The following is a 23,615-nucleotide window of genomic DNA, read 5'->3' as shown; positions in this document are numbered from 1 at the left end:
GACCGGTTGGCCCGGGTGCGCCTGCTGCGCGCGGCGGTCGAGATCGCGCTGAGCCGGGATGCGCTCGACGAGGCCGAGAGTTACTGCCGGGAGCTGGAGGCCGACGCCGAGGCGTTCGGCACGCCGGGCTTCCGGGCCTGGGCCGCGCACGCTCGCGGTGCCGTCGCGGTGCGCCGCGGCGACTTCGAACCCGCAGTGCGGTCCCTGCAGACCGCGTTGCGGGAGTACCGGATTCAGCAATCCCGGTACGAGACGGCCGAAGCCTACGAGTGGTTGGCGCTGGCGAGGCGGGGCCTCGCCGATCAGCACGGTGCGGCCGCCGACGCGGCGACCGCCGACGCGATCTACGCCCAGCTGGGCGTCGAACCCGCAGGCATCTGCGGAGCGCCGACACCCGGCGGACTGACCCGCCGCGAACTCGATGTGCTGACCCGAATCGCCCGCGGCGCCACCAACCGGCAGGTGGCCGACCAACTGCACCTGTCCGACAAGACGGTGGGCCGGCACCTGGCCAACATCTACGCCAAACTCGGAGTGTCCACCCGCACCGCGGCTGCGAACTGGGCTTTCCAGCACGGCGTGCTGCCCGACGACCACTGATCTGCATCATTTGCACCAACGGCTCGCCCGTGCAGACACATCAATTGCCCGATGACCGAACCCGCCGCGCCGCCTAGCGTTCCGGGCATGACCACAGTGAACGAGACCAGCGAGGATTTCGCCGGACGCGTCGTCGAAACCATCGACGCCGCCAGCATCGCGATCCTGTTGTCGATCGGTCACCAGACCGGGCTGTTCGACACCATGGTTCAACTGCCGCCGGCCACCAGCACACAGATCGCCGACGCGGCAGGGCTCAACGAACGCTACGTCCGGGAGTGGCTCGGCGGCGCGGTGTCCGGCAGCATCGTCGACTACGACGCGGCCGGGCAGACGTATTCGCTTCCGGCGCACCGGGCCGCGCTGCTGACCCGTGCCGCGGGTCCGGACAATCTCGCCCGCGTCGCGCAGTTCATCCCGTTGCTCGCCGAGGTCGAGCAGAAGGTGATCGACTGCTTCCGCGGCGGGGGCGGCCTGTCCTACGCCGAGTATCCGCGGTTCCACACCCTGATGGCCGAACAGAGCGGCGAGGTCTTCGATGCCGCACTCCTGGACACGATCCTGCCGATGGCCGACGGGTTGCCCGACCGGCTGCGCGCCGGCGTCGACGTCGCCGACTTCGGTTGCGGCAGCGGGCACGCCGTCAACGTGATGGCGCAGGCATTCCCGGCCGGCCGGTTCGTCGGCATCGACTTCTCCGACGAAGGGTTGGCCGCCGGTGCCGCGGAGGCGAACAGGCGAGGACTGACCAACGCGACGTTCGTGGCCGCCGACGTCGCAGAATACGACCGGCCCGACGCCTTCGACGTCATCACCGCATTCGACTCGATCCACGATCAGGCCCACCCGGCGCGGGTGCTGGCCAACGTCTACCGCGCGTTGCGCCCGGGCGGGACCTTCCTGATGGTCGACATCAAGTCGTCGAGCCGCGTGGAGGACAACGTCGGCGTGCCATTCGCGGCCTACCTGTACACCGTGTCGACGATGCACTGCATGAGTGTGTCGCTCGGGCTCGACGGTGACGGGCTGGGCACCTGCTGGGGTCGCGAGCTCGCGAGCGAGATGCTCGCCGAGGCGGGGTTCGCCGATGTGCAGGTGCACGAGATCGATTCGGACCCGATCAACTATTACTACGTCGCGCAGAAATAGTTCGGCTGCCCGTGCTCGCTACGCTCGGCACGGTGACCGCACTCGACGTTCTCGACGACTGGCCTGTCCCGACCGCCGCCGCCGCGGTGGTGGGTCCTTCGGGCGTGCTGGCCCGGCACGGCGACACCGGACACCGGTTCGCGCTGGCCTCGGTGACCAAGCTGCTGGTCGCCCGCGCCGCGCAGGTCGCCGCCGAGGAGGGCGCCGTCGAACTGGACGCCGACGCCGGACCGCCCGGCGCCACCGTGCGTCACCTGCTGGCCCACGCCGCCGGGTACGACATGACCTCGGCGAAGGTGATCGCGCGACCGGGCACCCGGCGGGTGTACTCCAATTACGGCTTCACGGTGCTCGCCGAGACGATGGAGGCGCAGTCGTCGATCCCGTTCGGCACCTACCTGGCCGAGGCGGTGCTGGAACCGCTGCGGATGGGTGACACCACTCTGGACGGCGGCACCGAGGCGGCCGGGTACGGCGTGACGTCCACGGTCGACGACCTGGTGTCCTTCGCGGGCGATCTGCTGGCCCCGGCCCTGGTGTCCGAGCAGATGCACCGCGACGCGGCGGGCGTCCAGTTCCCGGGGCTGGACGGGGTGCTGCCCGGGTTCGGCGTGCAGCGGCCCAACGACTGGGGGCTGGGTTTCGAGATCCGCGGGGAGAAGTCGCCGCACTGGACCGGGGCGGCGAATTCGACCCGCACGTTCGGCCATTTCGGCCAGTCCGGGACCTTCCTCTGGGTCGACCCGCAGGCGGCTCTGGCGCTGGTCGTGCTGACCGACCGCAAATTCGGCGAGTGGGCGCATCCGGTGATGCCCGCCCTGTCTGATGAAGTCCTAAGAGAGTTTGGGGCCGACTAGCGCAACACCTGCCTCAGAAGGCACAATAGACACGCAAGCCACAATTTCATTTCGGCATCATCTTGAGCTGTTCGGAAACCACCAGGTCGTTGGGGAAGACGTCCCTCGTGGAACCGAAGGAGCAACAGATGCGTGCAGCGAACCAATTCGCCGACGCGACGACGGGCGTGGTGTACATCCACGCGTCGCCCGCGGCGGTGTGCCCGCATGTCGAGTGGGCGTTGTCGTCGACCCTCAATTCGAGGGCGAATCTGAAGTGGACCCCGCAGCCGGCCATGCCCGGTCAGCTGCGCGCCGTCACCAACTGGGTCGGACCCGTCGGTACCGGCGCTGCGCTGGCGAACGCGCTGCGCTCGTGGTCGGTGCTGCGCTTCGAGGTGACCGAGGACCCCAGCCACGGTGTCGACGGGCACCGCTGGTGCCACACCCCGCAGCTGGGCCTGTGGAGTGGCCCGATGAGTGCCAACGGCGACGTCATGGTCGGCGAGATGAGGCTGCGCGCCCTGATGGCTGCGGGCGCCGACGTGCTGGCCGCCGAACTGGACTCCGTGCTGGGCACCGCGTGGGACGACGCGCTGGAGGCCTACCGCGACGGTGGCGAAGGCGCCGAGGTCAGCTGGCTGAGCCGGGGCGTCGGCTAGGCCGGCCGCAGCAGCTTCAACGCCGCAGGCACCGCCGTCACCTCGACGGGCAGCGGACACACGTACTCGCCGTCGGCGTAGGCGGTGATCTCCGGATTCTCCGGACAGTCGACCGTGATGGTGCGGGCTCGTTCGGTGCGCACGGCGTCGAGGTTCACGTGCGTGCCTTTGAACACCGTCGGGAACAACCGGACCAGCCGACTCCGCGATTCCGAGGCCACCATCGTCACGTCGAGCACGCCGTCGCGAGGGTCGGCGTCCGGGCAGATCTTCATCCCGCCGCCGTAACTGCGGGTGTTGCCGAACGCGGCGAGCGTGAGTTCGGTGTCGAGACCGCGGCCGTCGAACGACAACCGGAACGGCAGCAGCCGCAGCTTGGACAGCTCGGCGAGCATCGCGATGTTGTAGCGCATCCGACCGTGCGGCCAGCGCATACGGTTGGTGCGGTCGGTGACCAGGGAGTCGAAGCCCGCCGCCATCACCGTGCCGAACCAACGCCGGGTGCCGTCGACACCCTGGATCAGCCCCAGGTCCACGGTGTCGGTGATGCCGTCGACAATCACGTCCGCCGCGGCCTCGGGGTCCCTGGTCGGGATGCCGAACTCGCGGGCGTGGTCGTTGCCGGTGCCGGCGGGCACGATGCCCAGCGGGATGTCGGTCTGGGCGAGCACCTGCAGAGCCAGCGAGATGATGCCGTCTCCGCCGACCACCACGAGGGCGTCCATTCCGCGGTCGAGGGCACCCTCGACGAGTTGGCGCGCGTGCACGGCGTCGCGGCCGGCGATCGCGACGACGTCGACCCCGTGATGGTGCAGTCGGGTGATCGCGCGCTCGGCGGCGTGCGACCCGTTGCCGTGTCCCGACGCCGGGTTGGTCAGCACCGTCACGCGCGCGGGCCTGCTCATGGAATCAGCTTGCCGGGGTTGAGGATTCCCGCCGGATCGAGCGCGGACTTGACTGCGCGCAGCACCGTGACGCCGAGGTCGCCGACCTCGTCGCGCATCCACGGCCGGTGGTCGGCGCCCACGGCGTGGTGGTGGGTGATGGTCGCACCCGTGCGGACCATGGCGTCGGACGCTGCGGCTTTGGCCTTGCGCCACTGGTCTATCGGATTTCCGCGCTGGGCGGCCACCACCGTGAAGTACAGCGACGCCCCGGTGGGATACACGTGCGAGATGTGGCACAACACCAGCGCGGGTGTGCCGGTCTCGGCCAGCGACGTCGTCAGCGCGTCGGTGACGGCGGCCTTCACCGCCGCCACGTTGGACCAGGTGGTCGCGGTCTCCAGTGTCTCGCACAGCGCCCCGGCCGACAGCAGTGCGTCCCGCAGGTAGGGGGCGTTGAACCGGCCGTGCTCCCAGGCCTGCGCCGGACCCTCGCCCAGTGACGTACCGCCCTTGGCGGCCAACAGGTCCCGGGTCTCTGCGTGCCTGCTCGCGACGTGGGCGTCGGTGCCCTCGAACGCGGTGATCGCCAGACAACCGCCGGTGATCTGCTGTTCGCCGATGTTGTCCGCGGTGGCCAGATTGACCCCGGTCTCGGCCTCGTCGGACAGCCGGATCACGGTGGGCCCGGTGCCCGTCTGCACGACCGCGCGCAGCGCGTCGGCGCCGGTGGCGAAGTCGGGGAACGACCACGCCTCGAACCGGGTGGTCTCCGGGACGGGATGGACGCGAAGCCGGACCCGGGTGATGATCCCGAAAGCGCCCTCCGAGCCGAGCAGCAGCTGACGCAGATCCGGCCCGGCCGCCGACGCCGGTGCCCGGCCCAGGTCCAGAACACCAACGGGGGTCACCGCGCGCAGTCCGCGCACCATGTCGTCGAAACGTCCGTACCCCGCCGAATCCTGGCCCGAGGAGCGGGTCGCGGCGAACCCGCCGATGGTGGCGAAGCAGAAGCTCTGCGGAAAGTGGCCCAGCGAGAACCCGCGTTCGCCGAGCAGTCGCTCGGCCTCGGGGCCGGTCAGGCCGGCGCCCAGTTCGGCTTCCCAGGCCACCTCGTCGAGCCGGTGCAGCGCGTCGAGTCGGCGCAGGTCCAGCGCCACCACCGCGCGGAAGTCACCGCGGACCGGATCCAGGCCGCCGACCACGCTGGTTCCGCCACCGAAGGGCACCACCGCGATGCCGTGCTCGACGCAGAACCGCAGCAGTTCGGCGATCTCGTCCTCACCGGCGGGCAGTAGCACTGCGTCCGGCGCGTCCTGCTCGCCGAAGTCTCTGCGCCGCAAGAGGTCCAATGTCGACTTGCCGCCGGCGTGCAGCAGCCGGGACCGGTCGTCGGCGGCCGCGTGGTCTGCGCCGACGATTGCGGTCAGGCCATTCAGGTCCGCCGCGGACAGCGCCGACGGGCGCAGCCGTACCTGCTCGAGGGTCGGTTCCTTGCCGGGTTCGCCGTCGATGCCGAGCGCCTGGCGCAGCAGGGACCGGATTCCGGCTGACAACGGTTTGGCCGCCGCGGGGTCGCCCCACGCGTTCCACTGCATCATGAGTTACAGTATTACAGATGATGTCAATCCGTAACGCAGAAGCGGGCGTGGAGCGTCGAATCCTCGACGCCGCCGCGGAGTGCATCCTCGCCTTCGGCGTCGAGCGGACCACCATGACCGAGATCGCCCGCCGCGCGCGGGTGAGCCGACCGACGATCTACCGCCGCTGGCCCGACATCCGCTGGGTCATCGCCGAGTTGCTCACCGAGCGCATCGCCGGGGTGCTGGACGATGTGCCGGACCGCGGTGTCGCGCGTGAGGCCATGGTGGAGCGCGTCGTGGCGGTCGCCGACCATCTGCGCGCCGACGAGATCGTGCAGGCGGTGATCCGCAACGCGCCGGGCCTGGCGATGACCTACATCGCCGACCGGCTGGGCACCAGCCAGCAGATCCTCATCGACGCGCTCGCCGAGGCGATCCGCGGCGGCCAGGAGGAAGGCAGCATCCGGGCCGGCGACCCGCGCGGGATGGCCGCGATGTGCCTGCTGATCACCCAGTCGACGATCCAGTCCGCCCAGATGGTGGCCGACCTGCTGGACAACGACGCGCTCAACACCGAGCTGAGTATTTCGCTGAACGGATATCTGAAACCATGAGCGGCGCAGCGGCGTTGAATGCGGTGCGGCGCTCGGCCGAACTCACGAAGCTGGGCGACGGCGCGGCCGTGGACCTGGTGGTGATCGGTGGCGGTATCACCGGGGCCGGCATCGCGCTCGACGCCGCGGCACGCGGGCTGTCGGTGGTGCTGGCCGAGAAACACGATCTCGCTTTCGGCACCAGCCGGTGGAGTTCGAAGCTGGTGCACGGCGGCCTGCGGTATCTGGCCACCGGCAACGTCGGCATCGCCAGGCGCAGTGCCGTCGAGCGTGGAATCATGATGACCCGCAACGCACCTCACCTGGTGCGGGCGATGCCGCAGCTGGTGCCGCTGCTGCCGTCCATGAGCGCCGCGTCGCGGTCGCTGGTCCGCGTGGGGTTCGCCGCGGGCGACGGCCTGCGCAAGCTCGCAGGCACCCCCGCGGCCACGCTACCCAGGTCTCGGCGTATCGACGCCCGGCGGGCCGCGGCCCTGGCGCCGACGGTGCGCCGGGACGGTCTCGACGGCGCGCTGCTGGCCTACGACGGACAGCTGATCGACGACGCCCGACTCGTCACCGCGGTCGCGCGGACCGCGGCCCAACACGGCGCGCGGGTGCTGACCCGGACGGCGGCCTCGGATGCGATGCGGGACGCGGTCACGCTGACCGACACGGTGACCGGGGAGTCGCTGCGGGTGTCTGCCCGCGCGGTCGTCAACGCCTCCGGTGTGTGGGCGGGGGAGATCGACGACTCGATCCGGTTGCGGCCCAGTCGCGGCACACATCTGGTGTTCGATGCCGCGACGTTCGGCAATCCGGTTGCGGCGCTGACGGTTCCGATTCCTGGCGAGATCAACCGGTTCGTCTTCGCGATGCCCGAGCAACTGGGCAGGGTATACCTGGGCCTGACCGACGAGGACGCACCGGGCGCGATTCCCGACGTGCCGGAACCCACTCCGGGGGAGGTGCGGTTCCTGCTGGACACGGTCAACACCGCGCTGCAGACGGCGCTGACCGAGGCCGACGTGATCGGCGCCTACGCCGGCCTGCGTCCGTTGATCGACACGGGGGCCGCGGACGCGAGGAGCAACAAGGGCCAGAGCAGGACCGCCGACATCTCGCGCGAGCATGCGGTCACCGAGTCGCCGTCCGGGGTCATCACCGTGATCGGCGGCAAGCTCACCGAGTACCGGTACATGGCCGAGGACGTCGTCGACCGGGCTGTGGCGCTGCGCGGGCTGCCCGCGGGCCGGTGCCGGACCCGCAATCTGCCGCTGGTCGGGGCGCCGGCCAATCCCGTTGCGGCACAGCGGTCGTCGACCGAGCTGCCGGGCTCACTGGTCGCGCGGTACGGCGCCGAGGCGCCGAACGTGATCGCGCGTGCCACCTGCGCACGGCCCACCGACCGGGTCGCCGACGGTATCGACGTGATCAGGGCGGAGTTCGAGTACGCGGTCACCCACGAGGGTGCGCTGACCGTCGACGACATCCTCGACCGTCGTACCCGTATCGGTCTGGTGGCCGAAGACCGCCGGCGCGCAATCGCCGCCGCCGAGGAGATGCTGGCGAATTCGGCGCGCTGAAGCACCCCAGGGGTGCCTCAGCGCGCCCGATTCGCGGGGTTACAGCGGGATGTTCTTGTGGCGGCCGCGGCGCATCGGCGCCTCGGCCAGCGCCTGGGTCACCTTCGAGCGGGTGTGGGCGGGGTCGATCTTCTCGTCGACGACGCCGATCTCGATCGCCGAATCGACACCGCCGGCGATCTTCTCGTGCTCGATGGCCAGCGCCTCGTGCAGCGACTCGCGATCCTCGGGGGCGGCGGCGGCCAGCTTCTTCTTGTGCAGGATGCCGACCGCGGCCTTGGCGCCCATCACGGCGACCTCGGCCTCGGGCCAGGCGAACACCTTGGTGGCGTTCAGCGACCGCGAGTTCATCGCGATGTAGGCGCCGCCGTAGATCTTGCGGGTGACCAGCGTGACGCGCGGGACCGACGACTCGCCGAACGCGTGCAGCAGCTTGGCGCCGCGACGGACCACGCCGCCCCACTCCTGATCCACGCCGGGCAGGTAGCCGGGGACGTCGACGAGGACGACCAGCGGGATGCCGAACGCGTCGCACAGGCGCACGAAACGCGCTGACTTCTCGGCACTTTCAGAGTTCAGGCAGCCGCCCAGGCGCAGCGGGTTGTTCGCGATGACACCGACGGTGCGACCGGCCAACCGGCCGAGACCCACGACGATCGACGGCGCCCAACGGGACTGGAACTCCTCGAACGGCACACCCTCGTCGAGCAACGCCTCGATCAGCGGGTGCACGTCGTAGGCGCGCCGGGCGGACTCGGGGAGCAGCGCCTTGAGGTCGGTGTCGCCGGCCTCGGCCTTGCTGCGGTCGAAGTGGCCCTGCTGGCAGAACAGTCCGACCAGGCGGCGGCCCCGCTCGTAGGCGTCGAGCTCGTCGGTGGCCACGATGTGGCACACGCCGGACTTCTTGTGGTGGGCCTCGGGTCCACCGAGGGAGACCATGTCGACGTCCTCGCCGGTGACGCTGCGCACCACGTCGGGGCCGGTGACGAAAACCTTGCTGTCGGGCGCCATCACGATGACGTCGGTCAGCGCGGGACCGTAGGCGGCGCCGCCGGCGGCGAAGCCGACGACCACCGAGATCTGCGGGATGTAGCCCGACGCGCGGATCATCGCCTCGAAGACCAGGCCGACCGCGTGCAGCGCCTTGACGCCCTCGGCCAGCCGCGCGCCGCCGGAGTGCCAGATGCCGATGATCGGGCTCTGCTCCTCGATCGCCACGTCGTACGCGTCGACGATGTGCTTGCAGCCGTCCACGCCCATGGCGCCGCCCATCACGGTGCCGTCGGTGCAGAACGCGATGGTGCGCACGCCGTTGACGGTGCCCGCCGCGGCCAGCACGCCGGACTTGTCCCGCTCGTGCAGCAGCTCGACGGTGCCGTCGTCGAAGAAGGTCGAAAGGCGCAACAGTGGGTCGCGCGGATCAAGGGACTCGTTCACAGACTCGGGGGCCGGCGGGTTCTCGATTGTCGTCATGGTGTCTCCTGCGTTCCGTCAGTTCAGTACTTGCCGAAGGCGAGTGCGACATTGTGCCCGCCGAATCCGAACGAATTGTTGATGGCGTACTCGTAGTTTCCTGGTCGGGGTCCACCCGCGACCACGTCGAGATCGATCTCGGGATCAAGGTTCTTCAGGTTCAGCGTCGGCGGGATGATCCCGTCCCGCAACGCCTGCACGGTCAGGATCGACTCGACCGCGCCGACCGCGCCGACCGAGTGGCCCAGCGCGGATTTCGGTGCGTAGACGGCCGGTTGATGGCCGCCCATCGCGTTGTTGATGGCTTTGCCCTCAGCCACGTCACCGACGCTGGTGCCCGTGGCGTGCGCGTTGACGTGGTCGATGTCGGTGGGCTTGAGGCCGGCGAGCTCGATGGCCCGCGTCATCGCATAACCGGCCCGTTCGCCGTTCGGGTCGGGCGCCACCATGTGGTAGCCGTCGGAGGTGACGCTCGCGCCCATCAGCCGGGCCAGGATCCGCGCGCCCCGGGCCTTGGCGTGCTCCTCGGTCTCGATCACCATCATCGCGCCGGCCTCGCCGAACACGAACCCGTCGCGGTCCTTGTCGAAGGGCCGGCACGCGCCTGCGGGGTCGTCGTTGTTGGTCGACATCACGATGCGCATCTGAGCGAAGCCGGCGATCGGCACCGCTTCGATGCGCTGCTCGACGCCGCCGCAGATCGCGATGTCGGCCTCGCCCAGGATGATGTTGCGCCACGCCTGGGCGATGCCCTCGGAGCCGGACGCGCACGCCGAAACCGGCGTTACCACACCGGCTTTGGCGCCACGTTCCAGTCCGACCGCGGCCGAAGGGCCGTTGGGCATGTACATCTGCACGGCCAGCGGGGACACCGCGCTCAGGCCGCTCTCCCGCATGCCGTCATAGGCGAACACCAGCGCCTCGGCGCCGCCGAGGCCGGTGCCGATCGACACCAGCAACCGCTCGGTGTCGACCTCGGGATTGCCCGCGTTCTCCCATACCCGCCGACCGAGCACGGTCGCCATCCGCTGCGGATAGGACATCCGCCGCTTTTCGACCTTGCTCAGCTCGGACTCGAAGTCCTCCAACAGGTGACCACCGATGCGGACCGGAAGGTCGAACTCCTCGACGAACGGATCCTCGAGCCTGCGGATTCCGCTCTGACCGTCGAGAAGCGCCTTCCAGGTCCCCTCGGCGTCGGTGGAGACGCTCGTGGACATCGCGATACCGGTGACGACGACGTCGGGCAGCCCGTTACCTGTTGTCGGCGAAACCATGCTGTGCCGCGAGTCCTTTCTGGCTATCTAGTACCGGCCGAAGGCCAGAGCCACATTGTGACCGCCGAAACCGAACGAGTTGTTGATGGCGTACTGGTAGTCGCCATATCGAGGCTCGCCCGCGACGACATCGAGATCGATCTCGGGGTCGGGCGTCTCGTAGTTCAGTGTCGGCGGGATGACTCCGTCCCGCAGGGCCAGCACCGTCAGCGCAGACTCGAGGGCGCCGACGGCGCCGATCGAGTGGCCCAGCGCCGACTTCGGCGCGTACACCGCGGCGTGTTCCACACCGGCGACGCGGATGGCGTTGGCCTCCGCGGTGTCACCGATCGGGGTGGCGGTGGCGTGCGCGTTGACGTGCGAGATGTCCTTGGGGGACAGCCCGGCGGTCTCCATCGCCCGCTTCATCGCCTGGCCGGCACGCAGGCCGTCCGCGGCGGGAGCCACCATGTGGAACGCATCCGAGGTGATGCCAGCACCCATGAGCCGGGCCAGCGGCTTGGCGCCACGGGCCTTGGCGTGCTCCTCGGTCTCGATGATCATCAGCACGCCGGCCTCGCCGAACACGAAGCCGTCGCGGTTCTTGTCGAACGGCCGCGACGCTCCGGTGGGGTCGTCGTTGCGGGTCGACATCGCACGCATCATCGAGAACGCCGCGATCGGCAGCGCTTCGATTCCGCCCTCGACGCCACCGCAGACGGCGAAGTCTGCGTCACCCATGACGATCTGCCGCCAGGCGTGGGCGATGGCCTCGGAGCCGGATGAGCACGCCGACACCGGGGTGATGACCCCGGCGCGGGCGCCCAGTTCCAGTCCCGCGACCGCTGCCGCGCCGTTGGGCATGATCATCTGGACCGCGAGCGGGGACACCTTGCGGGGCCCGCCCTCGTTCATCGCGTCGTAGGTTTCGACGATCTTCTCGCCGCCGCCGAGACCGGTGCCGACGACGACCGAGAAGCGGTCCGGATCCACCTCGGGGGTGCCCGCGTTGTCCCACAGCCGGCGCGCCAGCAGCTTCGACATGCGCTGCACGTACGACATGCGGCGCATCTCGATACGCGTCATGTGGCTGTCGATGTTGTCGACGAGGTGGCCACCGATACGTACCGGCAGATCCCACTTGTCGACGAAATCGTCCTCCAGGATCCGGATGCCGCTCTCGCCCGCGAGCAGACCCTTCCACGTGCTTTCGATGTCCGCAGCGAGCGCCGTGGTGGCCTCGATGGCGGTCACCACGACGTTAGGAAAACCGCCGTTAGCAGTGGAAGGACGGGTCACTTGTCACCCGTGATCTGGGCCCGGATGGCCGCGGCGGCCTCGGGATTCTCTTCCTCGAGCTTCTGGATGTAGGCGACGACGTCGCCGACGGTGCGCAGGCCGGCGAGATCCTCGTCGGGGATTTTCACGCCGTACTTGTCCTCGGTCTGCACGGCGATCTCGACCATCGACAGCGAGTCGATGTCCAGGTCGTCGACGAAGCTCTTCTCGGGGGTCACCTCAGAGGGCTCGATACCGGTGACCTCTTCGATGATCTCCGCGAGACCCGAGATGATTTCTTCCTGGCTGGCGCCCACTATGGCTCCTTCTATTTATTGGGTGTGACTTGAAACGGATTGAAATGTGTTCTGTATTTCGTACAACTGGTCGGCGACGCGCAGAAGCTAGCGTGCCGCTGCGAGTGCGTCCAGGTCAGCGGGGGATTTGACGGCGTGCGTCGGAACCCCCCGAAGTTCGCGTTTGGCGATTCCGGTCAGGGCTCCCGCAGGCGGGAACTCGACGATCGCGGTGACACCGAGTTCCTTCATGGACGCGGTGCACAGGTCCCAGCGCACGGGCCGGGTCAGCTGGGCGACGATCTTGGCCATCGCGTCGGCACCAGAGGACACCGGCCGGCCGTCTGCGTTGGACAGCAGCGTCACGCGGGGCTCGGCCGGGTTGATCCGGTCGGCGACGGCGGTGTACTCCGCGAGCGCGGAGCTCATGTAGTGGGTGTGGAACGCGCCGGCGGTGGCCAGCGGACGGACCCGGGCGCGCGCCGGGGGATCCTCGGCGAGCTTCTCCAGTGCGGCGCGCGCGCCGGCAGCCACGATCTGGCCGGCAGCGTTGCGGTTGGCCGGCACCAGATCCAGCGCCTCCAGCCGGGCCAGCACCTCGTCCTCGTCGCCGCCGAGCAGCGCCGACATCCCGGTGGGCTCCAGTGCGCAGGCCTTGGCCATCTCCTTGCCGCGGGTCGCCGCGAGCGCGACGGCCTCGTCGGAGGTGATGACGCCGGCGATGGCGTAGGCGGCGATCTCACCGACCGAGTGGCCGGCGGCGACGACCTCGACGTCGCCGTCCAGTCCGTACGACTCGCCGCGCTTGCTCAGCTCCTCGTAGGCCAGCAGGGTGGTGGCGACGACGAGCGGCTGGGTGACCGCGGTGTCGGTGATCTCTTCGGCCGTCGCGGTGGTGCCCAGGGTCGCCAGGTCGAGCCCGCTGATCTCCGACCATGCGTCGATCCGCTCGGCGGCACCGGGCAGCTGCAGCCACTCGGCGAGCATGCCGGGCGTCTGCGAACCCTGTCCGGGCGCGAGGAATGCGAGCACAGTCTTCTGAGGCACGTCTCTAAGAGAACATTGTGAAGTCGGATTTGAACGGTGTAAGAGATTATGAACCTCGTCTTAGGTTTTTGTAGGTATCCCACAAAACCGCATGTGATGGGACTGCATCGAGATCTGCCCGCAACGTGTGCTCCCTAAGAAACGGGCTTAATTGTGACGGAGCCAACACCAGTGACCTGCCCTGATCCGGGCATCTGCCCGGCTGCCATGTGTGCCTGGCGGTTCAACCGGCCCACCGACGAGGCCACGCGCAGTACGTAGGCATCGCGCGGAACCGTCGGGTCACGGCCGGTGAAGTCGGCGATCCGCTTCAACCGGTAGCGCACCGTATTTGGATGAACGAACAATTTGCGCGCGCAAGCTTCGATAGCGCCGCCGGAGTCGAGATAGGCGTCGAGGGTCTCCACCAGCGCCGGACCGGCGTCCGACAGCGGCCGCATCACCTCGGCTTCCAGCGCGGCCGCCGCCGTCGCGTCCCCGAGCAGCGTGCGCTCGGGCAGCAGTTCGCGGGCGGCCACCGGGCGCGGCGCGGCGGCCCACCCGGCGACGGCGTTCATCCCGGCGATCGCCTCCGTGGCGCTGCGGTGCGCCGCGCCCAGCGTCGGGACGGTCGGGCCGATCACCACGGGGCCGTCGGCGAAGACCTTCATCAGTTCGGCGAGGAACCGGTCGGTCGGCGTCAGCGGCCCCGAGATGACCGCCACCAGCCAGGTGCCGTGGATGTCCGACAGCGCCGCGCGCTCGCCGCGCCGGGCCACCTCGCGGACGTCGTCCCCGGCGAACTCGATCCGGTCCGGTCGCGGCAGGCCCACGATGACGGTCGCAGGCGCGGTCGCGTCCCAGTTCAGCGCCGCGGCCTGCGACTGCAACGCCGGTCCGGTGCCGCCGCGGACCACCGCGTCGACGAGGTTGGCCTCCATCCGGGTGTCCCACGCGCCGCGCGCCTCGGCCTGATCCGCGTACGCGGTCGCCGCCGCGAACGCCAGGTCCCGGCTGTAGCGCAGGATGCCGGCCGTCAGCGCGCTCAGCTGTTCCTCCGAGCGCGCCAGCAGCGGCACCACCTCTTCGAAGAACTCCATGGTCACCCGGACCATCTCCACGGACTGGCGCAGCGCGATCCGCCTGCGCAGGTCCTGCGGCACCACCTCGAAGGCCTGCGCGGTGTAGCTGACGTCGCTGTCCGGGTTGCGCATCCACTCCACGAAGTTGACCACCGCGGTCTGCACGACCAGCTGGACGCTGGCGCGCTGGGACGCCTCCAGCGCGGCGAAGAACGGCAGCCGTTCTTCCATCACGTGCACGGCCTCGGTGGCCAACCGGCCCGAGTACTGCTTGAGCCGGCGCAGTGCAGACTCCGGGACGCTCTCCAGCACCTCGACGGTCGAGCGCGGCGGGACGAACCGGTTGTTGTCGACCATTCCTAAAATCTACGCCGAGCTTTAGGGAAAACCTCCAACAACTAGGCCACGCCCGGGTCCGAGGTCTGCTCCGGTGCCGCCATCACGTCGTCGATCTCGTACTTCTTCGCCGCTTCCGCGGCCACCGAGATGTCGACGTTGCCATCCCGCGCCAACCCTTCCAGCACCCCGACCACGATCGACTCGGCATCGGTGTTGTAGAAGCGCCGCGCGGCCGGGCGGGTGTCAGAGAAGCCGAACCCGTCCGTGCCCAGAGTGACGTAGGTGCCCGGCACCCACGGCCGGATCTGCTCGGGCACCGCCCGCATCCAGTCCGACACCGCGACCACCGGTCCGGTGGCCTCGGCCAGTGCCTGGGTGACGTACGGCGTGGCGGTGGGCCGGCCCGGGTGGCGCAGCTTCTCCTTCTCGATGGCCACCCCGTCGCGGTTGAGCTCGCCCCAGCTGGTCACCGACCACACGTCGGCGGCGACGTCCCATTCCTGGGCCAGCAGCTCGGCGGCCTTGAGCGCCGACGGCATCGCCACCCCGGAGACCAGGATCTGGGCGGTGTTGGTGCGCTTCTCCGGCGCGGCCTGGTAGCGGTACATCCCGCGCAGAAGACCCTCGACGTCGATGCCCTCCGGCTCGGCGGGCTGCACGTAGGGCTCGTTGTAGATCGTCATGTAGAAGTAGACGTTCTCCGGGTCCTCGCCGTACATGCGGCTCAGGCCGCTCTCGATGATGTAGGCGATCTCGTAGGCGAACGCCGGGTCGTAGGCCACCACCGCGGGATTGGTGGAGGCCAGCAGCAGCGAGTGGCCGTCGGCGTGCTGCAGACCCTCACCGACGAGCGTGGTGCGCCCGGCGGTGGCGCCGAGCACGAAGCCCCGCGCCATCTGGTCGGCGGCGGCCCACAGGCCGTCGCCGGTGCGCTGGAACCCGAACATCGAATAGAAGATGTAGATCGGGATCATCGGCTCGTTGTGCGTCGCATACGAGGTGCCCACCGCGGTGAACGACGCCGTCGACCCCGCCTCGTTGATGCCCTCGTGCAGGATCTGGCCGATCTCGCTCTCCTTGTAGGCGAGCATCAGCTCCGCGTCCACGGCCGTGTACAGCTGGCCGTTGCGGTTGTAGATCTTCAGGCTCGGGAACCACGAGTCCATCCCGAAGGTGCGCGCCTCGTCAGGGATGATCGGCACGATGCGCGGGCCGATGTTCTTGTCCCGCAACAGTTCCTTGAACGTGCGCACCGTCGCCATGGTGGTGGCGACCTCCTGCTTGCCCGACCCCTTCTTCAGGGCCTTGTACGTGTCGCGGCCGGGCAGCGGCAGTGCCTTGCTCTTGGTGCGCCGCTCGGGCAGGAAACCGCCGAGGGCACGGCGCCGGTCCAGCATGTAGCGGATCTCGGGTGCCTCCGGACCGGGGTGGTAGTACGGCGGCAGGTACGGGTCCTCTTCGAGCTGGGCGTCCGAGACCGGGATGCGCTGGACGTCGCGGAAATCCTTGAGGTCTTGCAGCGCAAGCTTCTTCATCTGGTGCGTGGCGTTGCGGCCTTCGAAGTGCTTACCGAGTGTGTAGCCCTTGATGGTCTTGGCCAGGATCACCGTCGGCTGGCCCTTGTGCTCCATCGCGGCGTGGTAGGCCGCATAGACCTTGCGGTAGTCGTGTCCGCCGCGTTTGAGATTCCAGATCTCGGCGTCGGTCATCGGTTCCACCAGCGCCTTGGTGCGGGGGTCGCGGCCGAAGAAGTGGTCGCGTACGTAGCTGCCGTCGTTGGCCTTGTAGGTCTGGTAGTCCCCGTCCGGGGTGGTGTTCATCAGGTTGACCAGAGCGCCGTCGCGGTCGGCGTGCAGCAGCGCGTCCCACTCACGGCCCCAGACCACCTTGATGACGTTCCAGCCGGCGCCACGGAAGAACGACTCCAGCTCCTGGATGATCTTGCCGTTGCCGCGGACCGGGCCGTCGAGGCGCTGCAGGTTGCAGTTCACCACGAAGGTCAGGTTGTCCAGGCCTTCGAGCGCGGCGACGTGCGTCAGGCCGCGGCTTTCCGGCTCGTCCATCTCGCCGTCGCCGAGGAATGCCCACACGTGCTGCTTGGAGGTGTCCTTGATGCCCCGGTCGTGCAGATAGTGGTTGAACCGTGCCTGGTAGATCGCGTTCATCGGGCCCAGGCCCATCGACACCGTCGGGAACTCCCAGAAATCGGGCATCAGACGGGGGTGCGGATAGGACGGGATGCCGCCGCCGGGATGGCTGTGCTCCTGACGGAAACCGTCGAGTTGGTCGGCGGTCAGCCGGCCTTCGAGGTACGCGCGGGCGTAGATGCCGGGGGAGGCGTGGCCCTGGATGAAGATCTGGTCGCCGCCACCGGGGTGGCTCTTGCCGCGGAAGAAGTGGTTGAACCCCACCTCGTACAGCGCGGCCGATGATGCGTAGGTCGAAATATGGCCACCCACACCGACTCCGGGCCGCTGGGCGCGGTGCACCATGATCGCGGCGTTCCACCGGATCCAGGCTCGGTAGCGGCGCTCGACGTCCTCGTCGCCGGGAAACCACGGTTCCAGCTCGGTCGGGATCGTGTTGACGTAGTCGGTGGACGTCAGCGCCGGGAGTGCGACGCGCTGCTCGCCGGCGCGTTCCAGCATCCGCAGCAACAGGTAGCGGGCCCGGGCGGGGCCGGAGCGGTCGAGCAGGTCGTCGAACGACTCAAGCCATTCGACGGTCTCTTCGGGGTCGATGTCCGGCAGATACGAGGCGACGCCTTCTCTGATCACGCGAACCCGATCGGGTTCTGCTGTGCTGCCGGAGTTTTGGGCCAGGTCCTGGCGCACGAACTCGGTGGTCAACTTCCGCTCCTTGTTAGGCGCTTCAAACACGTGCACTTCGGCTCGGTGGGTTACCTGGCGTCCCGCGCACGTGGCTCTTCCATCCTTGTCTAATCCTGCGCGATACGCACTAGCGGGTGGGCAGCCGTCACCAACCGGGGAAAGTGCCGGGTGCACCGGCAGGAGACCCGGTAACGTCTGCAGACCGTGCTGATCGGTCGGTGGGGCGTCCGCAGCGTGCGGCTCGCCGCATCGGTGACCGGCGCGTTCGCCGTGCTGGCGATGATCGTGGTCGGGTGCACCAGCGTCACCGGCGGCGACGCCTCGGTGGCCGAGGGGGAGGCGCCGCTGTACCGGGCTTCGGTGTCGGCGTCCCGCGAGGAGGCCGCGGCCAGCTCCAGCGCCCGCGAATCCGAACGCCAGGCCTCGATGACCGTCGAGGCCGTCCGCACCTCGTGCGAGGCGATGAGCTCCAGCAGCGCCGAGGCGGTCGGTGCGGTCAACACCTATGTCGAGGCCTTCAACAACGCCGCCGACATCGGGCGCACCGCCGGGCCCGCCGTCGATGCCCTCAACCACAGCGCCGACCTGGTGGCGGGCAGCATGTCCGACCCGCTGACTCCGGAACTTCGCGACGCTCTCACCAGCTGGGTCGATGCGGCGCGGGGGGTGGCCACAGCGATCGCAGGCAACTATCCGACCGCCGAATTCAACACCGCGATCGAGCGCTTGAACGACTCCAAGACCACCGCCCTGGACCGCTGCGACGCGGCATATCGGTGAAACCTGCCGCTAGATGGCTTGCTGTCTGCGCTGGGCATGCGACGATAGGACTCCGAAGTGATCGAGCGCACGTGCGCGAATACGGCTGAAGGAGGACCGACCGTGGTGTCGGCGGGTGACCCCCCGAACTACGCCCGAAAGCTGGGCATCCAAAAAGACCAGGTTGTGCAGGAGTTGGGCTGGGACGAAGACGCCGACGACGACATCCGTGCCGACATCGAGGACGAGAGCGGCGGTGACCTGCTCGACGAGGACTCCGACGAAGTCGTGGACGTGGTGCTGCTGTGGTGGCGCGACGGCGACGGCGACCTCGTCGACACGCTGATGGACGCCATCACCCCGCTCGCCGAGGACGGCGTCATCTGGGTCGTCACCCCGAAGACGGGCAAGCCGGGGCACGTACAGCCCGCGGAGATCGCCGAGTCGGCGCCGACCGCAGGGCTGATGCAGACGTCGTCGGCGAATCTGGGCGACTGGATCGCCAGTCGTCTGGTCCAGCCGAAGGCCAAGGCCATCACGAAGCAGCGGTAGGCAGGATAAGTGCTGTCCGTCGGCGAGCCTGCGCCGGATTTCACGCTCAAGGACCAGAACAATCAGCCGGTGACGCTGAGCGGGTTCCGCGGCGCCAAGAACGTGGTGCTGGTGTTCTTCCCGCTGGCGTTCACCGGTGTCTGTCAGCGTGAGCTCGACGAGATCCGGGACAAGATCGGCGATTTCGTCAACGACGAGACCGCGACGCTGACCGTGTCGGTGGGTCCGTCGCCGACACACAAGGTGTGGGCGAAAGACCGCGGTTATACGTTCCCGGTGCTGTCGGACTTCTGGCCGCACGGCGCGGTCAGCCAGGCCTATGGGGTGTTCAACGACGCGTCCGGGTTCCCGAACCGGGGCACGTTCGTCATCGACCGCGACGGCATCATCCGGTTCGCCGAGTGCAAGGAGCCGGGTGAGGCCAGGGATCAGGCGGCATGGACGCAGGCGCTGGCCGCGTTGAGAACCGGTTAGACGAATTTCCGGTCGGGCCGCACTGCCGTGTAGCCTGCCCGGGATCGGGCGCGTAGCTCAGTGGTAGAGCTCTGGTTTTACACACCAGCGGTCGGCGGTTCGATACCGTCCGCGCCCACCACACTTCTGGTTTGTCGGATGCCCGCTCGGGTAGCCGCCCACTATGACTCTGAGTAGCGAGATTTTGGCCGGGATCGGCGCGGGCATTCTTGTCTGCGCCGTTGCCGGATGTGGGCAGGGCGGGAACGCGCCGGCCGAGTCGACGGTCACCGAGACGACAGTGACCGAGACGACGGTGACCGGCACGACCTCCGCGCCGGCCACGACCCCGGCGAGCCCGGCGAGCCCGACCGGGGCCTCGGGACTTCCGCCGACCCCGGCCGGCCCCGGGCTTCCGGTGCCGGCCGCACAGGAGGCGTTGCGGGCATCGGGCGCGGCAGTGCCGAACGGGCGTCCCTACGACATGCAGGTCGAGACGCGCGACGGCCAGCGGGTGTTCGAGGTGACGGTGGCGTCCAACGGCGCACCGTTCGACGTTGTCGTCGACGCGGCCGGATCGCGGGTCATCTCGTCGAATCCGTCGGACGGTACCGACGACGACGCGCGACGGGCAGAAGCGGCAGCAGTGGACGCGGCGCGCGCGCTGCAGACCGCGGTCGAGCGGGCGCCCGACACGATGCTCGACGAGCTCGAGATCGACAGCGACGGCGCCCAGGTGGTGTGGAAGATCGATCTGGTGCACGCCGACGGATCGCCCGTCGAGGTCCGGGTCGACGCGCAGGACGGCAGTATCCGCTGACCTCAGTCCAGATCGGCCAGAGCCCTGCGCGCGGCTTCCAATTCGGCTTCGAGGGCAAGCACCCTGGCGGCCTGCTGCGAGCGGGCCTCTTCGATGATCGCGTCGATCGGGGTGGACAGGTCCTCGTGCAGTTCCCTGGCCGCGCGGGACACGGCGGCAGCGGCGACGGCGACGTCGCGGACCAGGAAGGTGCTGCCCTGTTTGAGCTCCGCGCGCCATTCGCCGTCGGCGGTGCCGGTGACCGTGATGGTCAGTTCCAGGGACTTGGTCTTCCTGCCCGGGCCCCTCTTGGCGGGGGTCTTGCGGGGCTTCTCCTCGACAGCGGCTTCCACGGCAACGGCCTCGGACGGCGCTTCGGGCGGCAGTGTGTCTACGGTCATCGGTGCGGCGCTCTCCTCCGTCAGCGGCCCCCGGTCGGAGGCTCGGTCACCGATTAGAACACACGTTCGACGCACGGCCAACTCGCCGCGCGCACAATGTCATCCGGGTCAGCCGGCCGCTGCGGACGTGCTCACCTCGACTGCGACCTCGTTGCGGCGGCGGAACGGCAGCGTCCACGGCGGGTCGTAGAACCACGCCACCGGGTCGCCCTGCGGGGTGTACCCGCTGCCGCGCAGGCCGTCGAGTAGTTCGTCGCTCCTGGCCGCGACGGCCTGTGGACTGCGGTCGCCGGTGAAGCGCAGCACCGCGTACGTCTCACCCGGGACCTCGACCAACTCGACGCGTTCGTCGTCGGGTTGGGGCAGAAGATCCATCGACCACTTCGACGGCATGAAGAACCGGATCACCGACTGGCCGTCGGCATCGCGGGTCTGCGCGACCGGGGCCGTCATCGCGATCTTGTCGTTCTGCTGGGCCACCGGCGCGGTCATCGCGATCTCGGTCTTGCGGTGGTTGCCGCCGAAGATGTACCCGGCGAGCCGACGGAAACCGGCGCTGCGGGCCATCTCCTCGTCGCCGACGACGGTGGTCTGCGCCGCGATGCGCGGCCCGTAGCGTCGGATCTCGATGGCGCCGACGGTCGCTTCCCGCACGTACATCGGCTCTTCGGTGCCGGCGCGGACGCCGACGAGGGCGCCGAGCCCCTCGACGACCTGGGTTGCGGTGGAGGTGATCTTGGCCAACATGACCGCAGAAGTACCCGGGCAGGGCCCCGCCGTAATCTGACGGATTTCTTTCAGCAGCAGGCCTTGGTGTCCCGCTGGGCCAGATGCGCGTGCCCGCTGTTGTCGGCACCGCCCACCGCGGCGAGGAACTCGCCGAGATCGATCCGTCGACCGCCCAGCCAGGTCCCCGTCACCTGCACGGCGTCGATCAACGCGTGCGGGTCGACGGTCCACGGGTCGGCGCTGAGCTCGACGAAGTCAGCCAGCTTGCCGACCTCGATCGATCCGACGAGATGGTCCCGGCCCAAGGTGCGGGCGGCGTCGAGGGTCTGCGCGCGCCACGCCTGATCCAGCGTGATCGCCTGGTCGGGCCGATGCACACCGCCGTTGCGCGTGCGCCGGGTGACCGCGGTGGCGACGTTGACCACCGGCGTCGGCGGCGACACCGACCCGTCGTTGTGCAGCGACACGCACGCCCCGGAAGCGACCGCGTCGCCGAACGCCGCCCACCGCGCCCCGTGCGCGGACTCGAACATCGCGCCGTCGAGCAGATCCCCCCAGTAGTAGTACTGGAACGGCGCCAGGGACACGTGCACGCCGAGTCGGGCCGCCCGGTCGAAATGCGCGCGGGTGCCCGCCCCGCAGTGCTCCAACCGCCAGCGGTGGTCGGTGCCCAGCAGCTGATGCCGGTTCAGTGCGTCCTCGTACGCGTCCAGCGCGAGATCGAGCGCCAGGTCGCCGTTGGCGTGGAAGGCCATCTGCCACCCCGCCGGCGCGGCGCGGTCCAGGATCGCGTCGAGCTGCGCGCGGCTGTAGTTCATCGAGCCCGCACCGCCCGCGGTCGCCGGGTCGATCCCGGCGGTGCGGGTGGTCTCGGTGTCCAGGTACGGGAACGAGATCGCGATGTTGCCGACCCATGGCGAGCCGTCGGTCCAGAGCTTGACACCGGCTTTCGTCAGCCAGGATTCGCCGGCCTCGAACTCGGCAGGCTGCCAGTAGCTGTCGGTGGTCGACACCTCCCACATGCTGATCCGCAGCGGGCACGACGGCGCCGCGGCGAGCGCCTCGTACCCGGCGGCGAACTTCGGGTCGTAGGTCATGTCCGAGGTCGAGGTGTAGCCGCCGCGCGCCATCAGCGCGAAGTAGTTCGCCGCCGACACCAGCGGATCGCCCATCTTCGCGATCAGCGGCATCGTCACCGCGGTCACCACCGGCAGCTCGAACCCCTGACCGTTCAGCGAGCCGTCCGGCCGGCGGCCGAAGTGCGAGGCGACCGGGTCTGCGGGTGGCTCGGCGTCCCAGCCGTAGCTGCGGATGAGCGCCGAGTTGAAGTACACGCCGTGCCCGGAGTTGTCGGTGACGACGGCGATGCGGTCCCCGAAGATCCGGTCGAGTTCGTCGGCGTCGGGCGCCGGATGACCGTGCAGCAGCGCGTCGTAACCGGCGAACCACAGCGGGGTGTCGGGGTCGCCGGTGGCCAGCGCGTCGGCGAACACCCGCTGCACGTCGGCCCAGCTGGGGCAGTCCCACGGCGCCACCGAACGCGCGGGTGCCTGCGTGGCGACGCCACTGATCAGCGGATGGCCGTGCGGCTCAACGAATCCCGGGGCCAGCACCGCCGCGCCGGTGTCGACGACGTCGGCGTCGGGCAGCGCGCGGCGGCAGTCGTCGACACTGCCGACCGCGACGATGCGGTCCCCGGACACGGCGACCGCCTGCGCGCGCGGAGCGCTGTCGTGCATCGTGACGATGGTCCCTGCGGTCAAGATCAGGTCGGTCATCGCCACAGTGTGTCATTGCGGTGGCGCGAAGAACTCCAGGGTGATGCCGTCGGGGTCGCGGAAGCTGAGTCCGGACCCGTAGTGCGCGTCGACGATGCCGCCGTGCGTGATCGACAGCGCGTCCAGACGTTCGGCCCAGGTCTGCAGTTCCTCGCGCGCCGCACAGCCGAACGCGACATGGTCGAGTCCGGCGCAGAACTCCGAGAAGCTCCCGGCCGGGGCCGGTGTCGTGTGCTGGTGGATGCCGAACAGCGTCGCTGCGCCGAGTTCCCACACCACGTGGTGGAACCCGCCGTCGGTGTCCTCGTCGAGCACCGGATCGGCCTGGAACAGCGCGCGGTACCAGGGCGTGCTGACGGCGAGATCGGTGACGGTTACCGCAACGTGAGTCAGCCCCGGGAAAGTCATCTGTTCACTGTGCACCCGCGGGGGTGGTCCGCGGAAGTGTGAGACGCTGCCGTCATGTTTGCTCGTGGTATCGGCCTGGTCGCCGGAGTCATGGCCGATGCGGTGTTCGGTGATCCCCGCCGCGGTCACCCGGTGGCGCTGTTCGGAAGCGGTGCAGCGGCTTTGGAGCGTCGCACCTACGCCGACGACCGCGGCGCCGGCGTGCTGCACACCGCCGCGCTGCTGGTGGCCGCAGGCGCAGGCGGCGCCGCGGTGGAACGCC

General features: G+C 69.3%; 24 protein-coding genes and 1 tRNA gene. 12 read left to right on the top strand and 13 right to left on the bottom strand.

Annotated elements, in window-relative coordinates; genetic code table 11:
* From MVA01S_RS18550 to MVA01S_RS18535, 4 genes are all read left to right on the top strand, one after another.
* On the top strand, positions 1-600 hold a 600-nt coding region (locus MVA01S_RS18550), incomplete at its 5' end, for a helix-turn-helix transcriptional regulator (protein ID WP_169801762.1).
* A gap of 87 nt (positions 601-687) precedes the next feature.
* Entirely contained in the window at positions 688-1,749 is a 1,062-nt protein-coding gene (locus tag MVA01S_RS18545; protein ID WP_003933263.1) for a class I SAM-dependent methyltransferase, read from the top strand.
* Between the two features lie 32 nt (positions 1,750-1,781).
* Positions 1,782-2,606 carry a serine hydrolase domain-containing protein gene (locus MVA01S_RS18540; protein WP_003933262.1) on the top strand — a complete coding sequence of 275 codons (825 nt, stop codon included), beginning with the start codon at positions 1,782-1,784 and terminating at the stop codon, positions 2,604-2,606.
* 128 nt (positions 2,607-2,734) lie between these two features.
* A complete protein-coding gene (locus MVA01S_RS18535) occupies positions 2,735-3,247 on the top strand; it encodes a DUF3145 domain-containing protein (RefSeq protein ID WP_003933261.1) in 513 nt (170 codons plus the stop codon).
* Here the strand turns inward: MVA01S_RS18535 and MVA01S_RS18530 are convergent.
* Together MVA01S_RS18530 and MVA01S_RS18525 are read right to left on the bottom strand one after the other, a co-directional pair.
* Positions 3,244-4,152, bottom strand: coding sequence for a diacylglycerol kinase (locus MVA01S_RS18530; protein ID WP_040542990.1), 909 nt, complete (start codon positions 4,150-4,152; stop codon positions 3,244-3,246). The two genes, MVA01S_RS18535 and MVA01S_RS18530, sit on opposite strands and share 4 nt — an antisense overlap.
* Complete coding sequence (locus MVA01S_RS18525; RefSeq protein ID WP_003933259.1) at positions 4,149-5,729, bottom strand: FAD-binding oxidoreductase; 1,581 nt, start codon at positions 5,727-5,729, stop codon at positions 4,149-4,151. Before MVA01S_RS18525 ends, MVA01S_RS18530 begins: the two co-directional genes overlap by 4 nt.
* A gap of 20 nt (positions 5,730-5,749) precedes the next feature.
* Between MVA01S_RS18525 and MVA01S_RS18520 the strand changes: the two genes are divergently transcribed.
* Both MVA01S_RS18520 and MVA01S_RS18515 read left to right on the top strand, forming a co-directional pair.
* Positions 5,750-6,328: a TetR/AcrR family transcriptional regulator gene (locus tag MVA01S_RS18520; protein WP_040542989.1), complete on the top strand. Its 579-nt coding sequence runs from the start codon at positions 5,750-5,752 to the stop codon at positions 6,326-6,328.
* Positions 6,325-7,893 carry a glycerol-3-phosphate dehydrogenase/oxidase gene (locus tag MVA01S_RS18515; protein ID WP_003933257.1) on the top strand — a complete coding sequence of 523 codons (1,569 nt, stop codon included), beginning with the start codon at positions 6,325-6,327 and terminating at the stop codon, positions 7,891-7,893. Before MVA01S_RS18520 ends, MVA01S_RS18515 begins: the two co-directional genes overlap by 4 nt.
* Before the next feature lie 39 nt (positions 7,894-7,932).
* Here the strand turns inward: MVA01S_RS18515 and MVA01S_RS18510 are convergent, their stop codons facing one another.
* The 7 genes from MVA01S_RS18510 to aceE all read right to left on the bottom strand — a co-directional run bounded on the left by MVA01S_RS18510 (position 7,933) and on the right by aceE (position 17,492).
* Entirely contained in the window at positions 7,933-9,366 is a 1,434-nt protein-coding gene (locus MVA01S_RS18510; RefSeq protein WP_060941662.1) for an acyl-CoA carboxylase subunit beta, read from the bottom strand.
* 23 nt (positions 9,367-9,389) lie between these two features.
* Positions 9,390-10,643, bottom strand: coding sequence for a 3-oxoacyl-ACP synthase KasB (kasB, locus tag MVA01S_RS18505; protein ID WP_003933337.1), 1,254 nt, complete (start codon positions 10,641-10,643; stop codon positions 9,390-9,392).
* A gap of 27 nt (positions 10,644-10,670) precedes the next feature.
* A complete protein-coding gene (kasA, locus tag MVA01S_RS18500; protein WP_003933336.1) occupies positions 10,671-11,921 on the bottom strand; it encodes a 3-oxoacyl-ACP synthase KasA in 1,251 nt (416 codons plus the stop codon).
* Positions 11,918-12,217, bottom strand: coding sequence for a meromycolate extension acyl carrier protein AcpM (gene acpM, locus MVA01S_RS18495; protein ID WP_003933335.1), 300 nt, complete (start codon positions 12,215-12,217; stop codon positions 11,918-11,920). Before acpM ends, kasA begins: the two co-directional genes overlap by 4 nt.
* Before the next feature lie 87 nt (positions 12,218-12,304).
* Positions 12,305-13,228, bottom strand: a complete 924-nt coding sequence (locus MVA01S_RS18490) for an ACP S-malonyltransferase (RefSeq protein ID WP_003933334.1) — start codon at positions 13,226-13,228, stop codon at positions 12,305-12,307.
* A 149-nt stretch (positions 13,229-13,377) separates the two neighbouring features.
* On the bottom strand, positions 13,378-14,661 hold the full coding sequence (locus MVA01S_RS18485) for a PucR family transcriptional regulator (protein ID WP_003933333.1): 1,284 nt from the start codon (positions 14,659-14,661) through the stop codon (positions 13,378-13,380).
* Between the two features lie 41 nt (positions 14,662-14,702).
* The gene (aceE, locus tag MVA01S_RS18480) at positions 14,703-17,492 is read right to left on the bottom strand and encodes a pyruvate dehydrogenase (acetyl-transferring), homodimeric type (RefSeq protein ID WP_003933332.1); all 2,790 of its coding nucleotides are present in this window, start codon (positions 17,490-17,492) and stop codon (positions 14,703-14,705) included.
* 261 nt (positions 17,493-17,753) lie between these two features.
* Here aceE and MVA01S_RS18475 point away from each other — a divergent pair, with 261 nt between their 5' ends.
* From MVA01S_RS18475 to MVA01S_RS18455, 5 genes are all read left to right on the top strand, one after another.
* Entirely contained in the window at positions 17,754-18,254 is a 501-nt protein-coding gene (locus MVA01S_RS18475; RefSeq protein ID WP_040543004.1) for an Rv2240c family protein, read from the top strand.
* Between the two features lie 102 nt (positions 18,255-18,356).
* Positions 18,357-18,785 carry a DUF3052 domain-containing protein gene (locus tag MVA01S_RS18470; protein ID WP_003933330.1) on the top strand — a complete coding sequence of 143 codons (429 nt, stop codon included), beginning with the start codon at positions 18,357-18,359 and terminating at the stop codon, positions 18,783-18,785.
* A gap of 9 nt (positions 18,786-18,794) precedes the next feature.
* The gene (locus MVA01S_RS18465; RefSeq protein ID WP_003933329.1) at positions 18,795-19,259 is read left to right on the top strand and encodes a peroxiredoxin; all 465 of its coding nucleotides are present in this window, start codon (positions 18,795-18,797) and stop codon (positions 19,257-19,259) included.
* 46 nt (positions 19,260-19,305) lie between these two features.
* A tRNA-Val gene (locus MVA01S_RS18460) sits at positions 19,306-19,380 on the top strand.
* Positions 19,381-19,422: 42 nt separating this feature from the next.
* Entirely contained in the window at positions 19,423-20,058 is a 636-nt protein-coding gene (locus MVA01S_RS18455; RefSeq protein ID WP_086006110.1) for a PepSY domain-containing protein, read from the top strand.
* Between the two features lie 2 nt (positions 20,059-20,060).
* Here the strand turns inward: MVA01S_RS18455 and MVA01S_RS18450 are convergent, their stop codons facing one another.
* The 4 genes from MVA01S_RS18450 to MVA01S_RS18435 form a co-directional block, all read right to left on the bottom strand.
* Positions 20,061-20,438: a DUF6319 family protein gene (locus tag MVA01S_RS18450; protein WP_003933327.1), complete on the bottom strand. Its 378-nt coding sequence runs from the start codon at positions 20,436-20,438 to the stop codon at positions 20,061-20,063.
* Positions 20,439-20,546: 108 nt separating this feature from the next.
* A complete protein-coding gene (locus MVA01S_RS18445; protein ID WP_003933326.1) occupies positions 20,547-21,185 on the bottom strand; it encodes an SOUL family heme-binding protein in 639 nt (212 codons plus the stop codon).
* Between the two features lie 50 nt (positions 21,186-21,235).
* Positions 21,236-22,945 (bottom strand): amidohydrolase, encoded by a 1,710-nt coding sequence (locus tag MVA01S_RS18440; protein ID WP_003933325.1) that lies wholly within the window; start codon positions 22,943-22,945, stop codon positions 21,236-21,238.
* 12 nt (positions 22,946-22,957) lie between these two features.
* Positions 22,958-23,353: a VOC family protein gene (locus tag MVA01S_RS18435; protein ID WP_040543002.1), complete on the bottom strand. Its 396-nt coding sequence runs from the start codon at positions 23,351-23,353 to the stop codon at positions 22,958-22,960.
* Positions 23,354-23,407: 54 nt separating this feature from the next.
* On the opposite strand from MVA01S_RS18435, the gene MVA01S_RS30525 reads away from it, so the two are divergent.
* Positions 23,408-23,615, top strand: a 208-nt coding sequence (locus tag MVA01S_RS30525) for a cobalamin biosynthesis protein (protein WP_174538962.1), incomplete at its 3' end; no start/stop codon positions are given.

This window comes from Mycolicibacterium vaccae NBRC 14118 = CIP 105934, from assembly GCF_001552715.1.
Lineage (GTDB): Bacteria > Actinomycetota > Actinomycetes > Mycobacteriales > Mycobacteriaceae > Mycobacterium > Mycobacterium vaccae.
Note: the sequence above shows the minus strand (reverse complement) of the source record. Positions and strands in the feature narration are given on the sequence as shown.

What these genes read in the sequence shown, in the direction of transcription:
- MVA01S_RS18545 (WP_003933263.1), top strand. Translation starts at nt 688, where the DNA reads ATGACCACAGTGAACGAGACCAGCGAGGATTTCGCCGGACGCGTCGTC.
- MVA01S_RS18535 (WP_003933261.1), top strand. Translation starts at nt 2,735, where the DNA reads ATGCGTGCAGCGAACCAATTCGCCGACGCGACGACGGGCGTGGTGTAC.
- MVA01S_RS18530 (WP_040542990.1), bottom strand. Translation starts at nt 4,152, where the DNA reads ATGAGCAGGCCCGCGCGCGTGACGGTGCTGACCAACCCGGCGTCGGGA.
- MVA01S_RS18525 (WP_003933259.1), bottom strand. Translation starts at nt 5,729, where the DNA reads ATGCAGTGGAACGCGTGGGGCGACCCCGCGGCGGCCAAACCGTTGTCA.
- MVA01S_RS18520 (WP_040542989.1), top strand. Translation starts at nt 5,750, where the DNA reads ATGATGTCAATCCGTAACGCAGAAGCGGGCGTGGAGCGTCGAATCCTC.
- MVA01S_RS18515 (WP_003933257.1), top strand. Translation starts at nt 6,325, where the DNA reads ATGAGCGGCGCAGCGGCGTTGAATGCGGTGCGGCGCTCGGCCGAACTC.
- MVA01S_RS18510 (WP_060941662.1), bottom strand. Translation starts at nt 9,366, where the DNA reads ATGACGACAATCGAGAACCCGCCGGCCCCCGAGTCTGTGAACGAGTCC.
- kasB (WP_003933337.1), bottom strand. Translation starts at nt 10,643, where the DNA reads ATGGTTTCGCCGACAACAGGTAACGGGCTGCCCGACGTCGTCGTCACC.
- MVA01S_RS18485 (WP_003933333.1), bottom strand. Translation starts at nt 14,661, where the DNA reads ATGGTCGACAACAACCGGTTCGTCCCGCCGCGCTCGACCGTCGAGGTG.
- MVA01S_RS18475 (WP_040543004.1), top strand. Translation starts at nt 17,754, where the DNA reads ATGATCGTGGTCGGGTGCACCAGCGTCACCGGCGGCGACGCCTCGGTG.
- MVA01S_RS18455 (WP_086006110.1), top strand. Translation starts at nt 19,423, where the DNA reads ATGACTCTGAGTAGCGAGATTTTGGCCGGGATCGGCGCGGGCATTCTT.
- MVA01S_RS18450 (WP_003933327.1), bottom strand. Translation starts at nt 20,438, where the DNA reads ATGACCGTAGACACACTGCCGCCCGAAGCGCCGTCCGAGGCCGTTGCC.
- MVA01S_RS18445 (WP_003933326.1), bottom strand. Translation starts at nt 21,185, where the DNA reads ATGTTGGCCAAGATCACCTCCACCGCAACCCAGGTCGTCGAGGGGCTC.
- MVA01S_RS18440 (WP_003933325.1), bottom strand. Translation starts at nt 22,945, where the DNA reads ATGACCGACCTGATCTTGACCGCAGGGACCATCGTCACGATGCACGAC.
- MVA01S_RS18435 (WP_040543002.1), bottom strand. Translation starts at nt 23,353, where the DNA reads ATGACTTTCCCGGGGCTGACTCACGTTGCGGTAACCGTCACCGATCTC.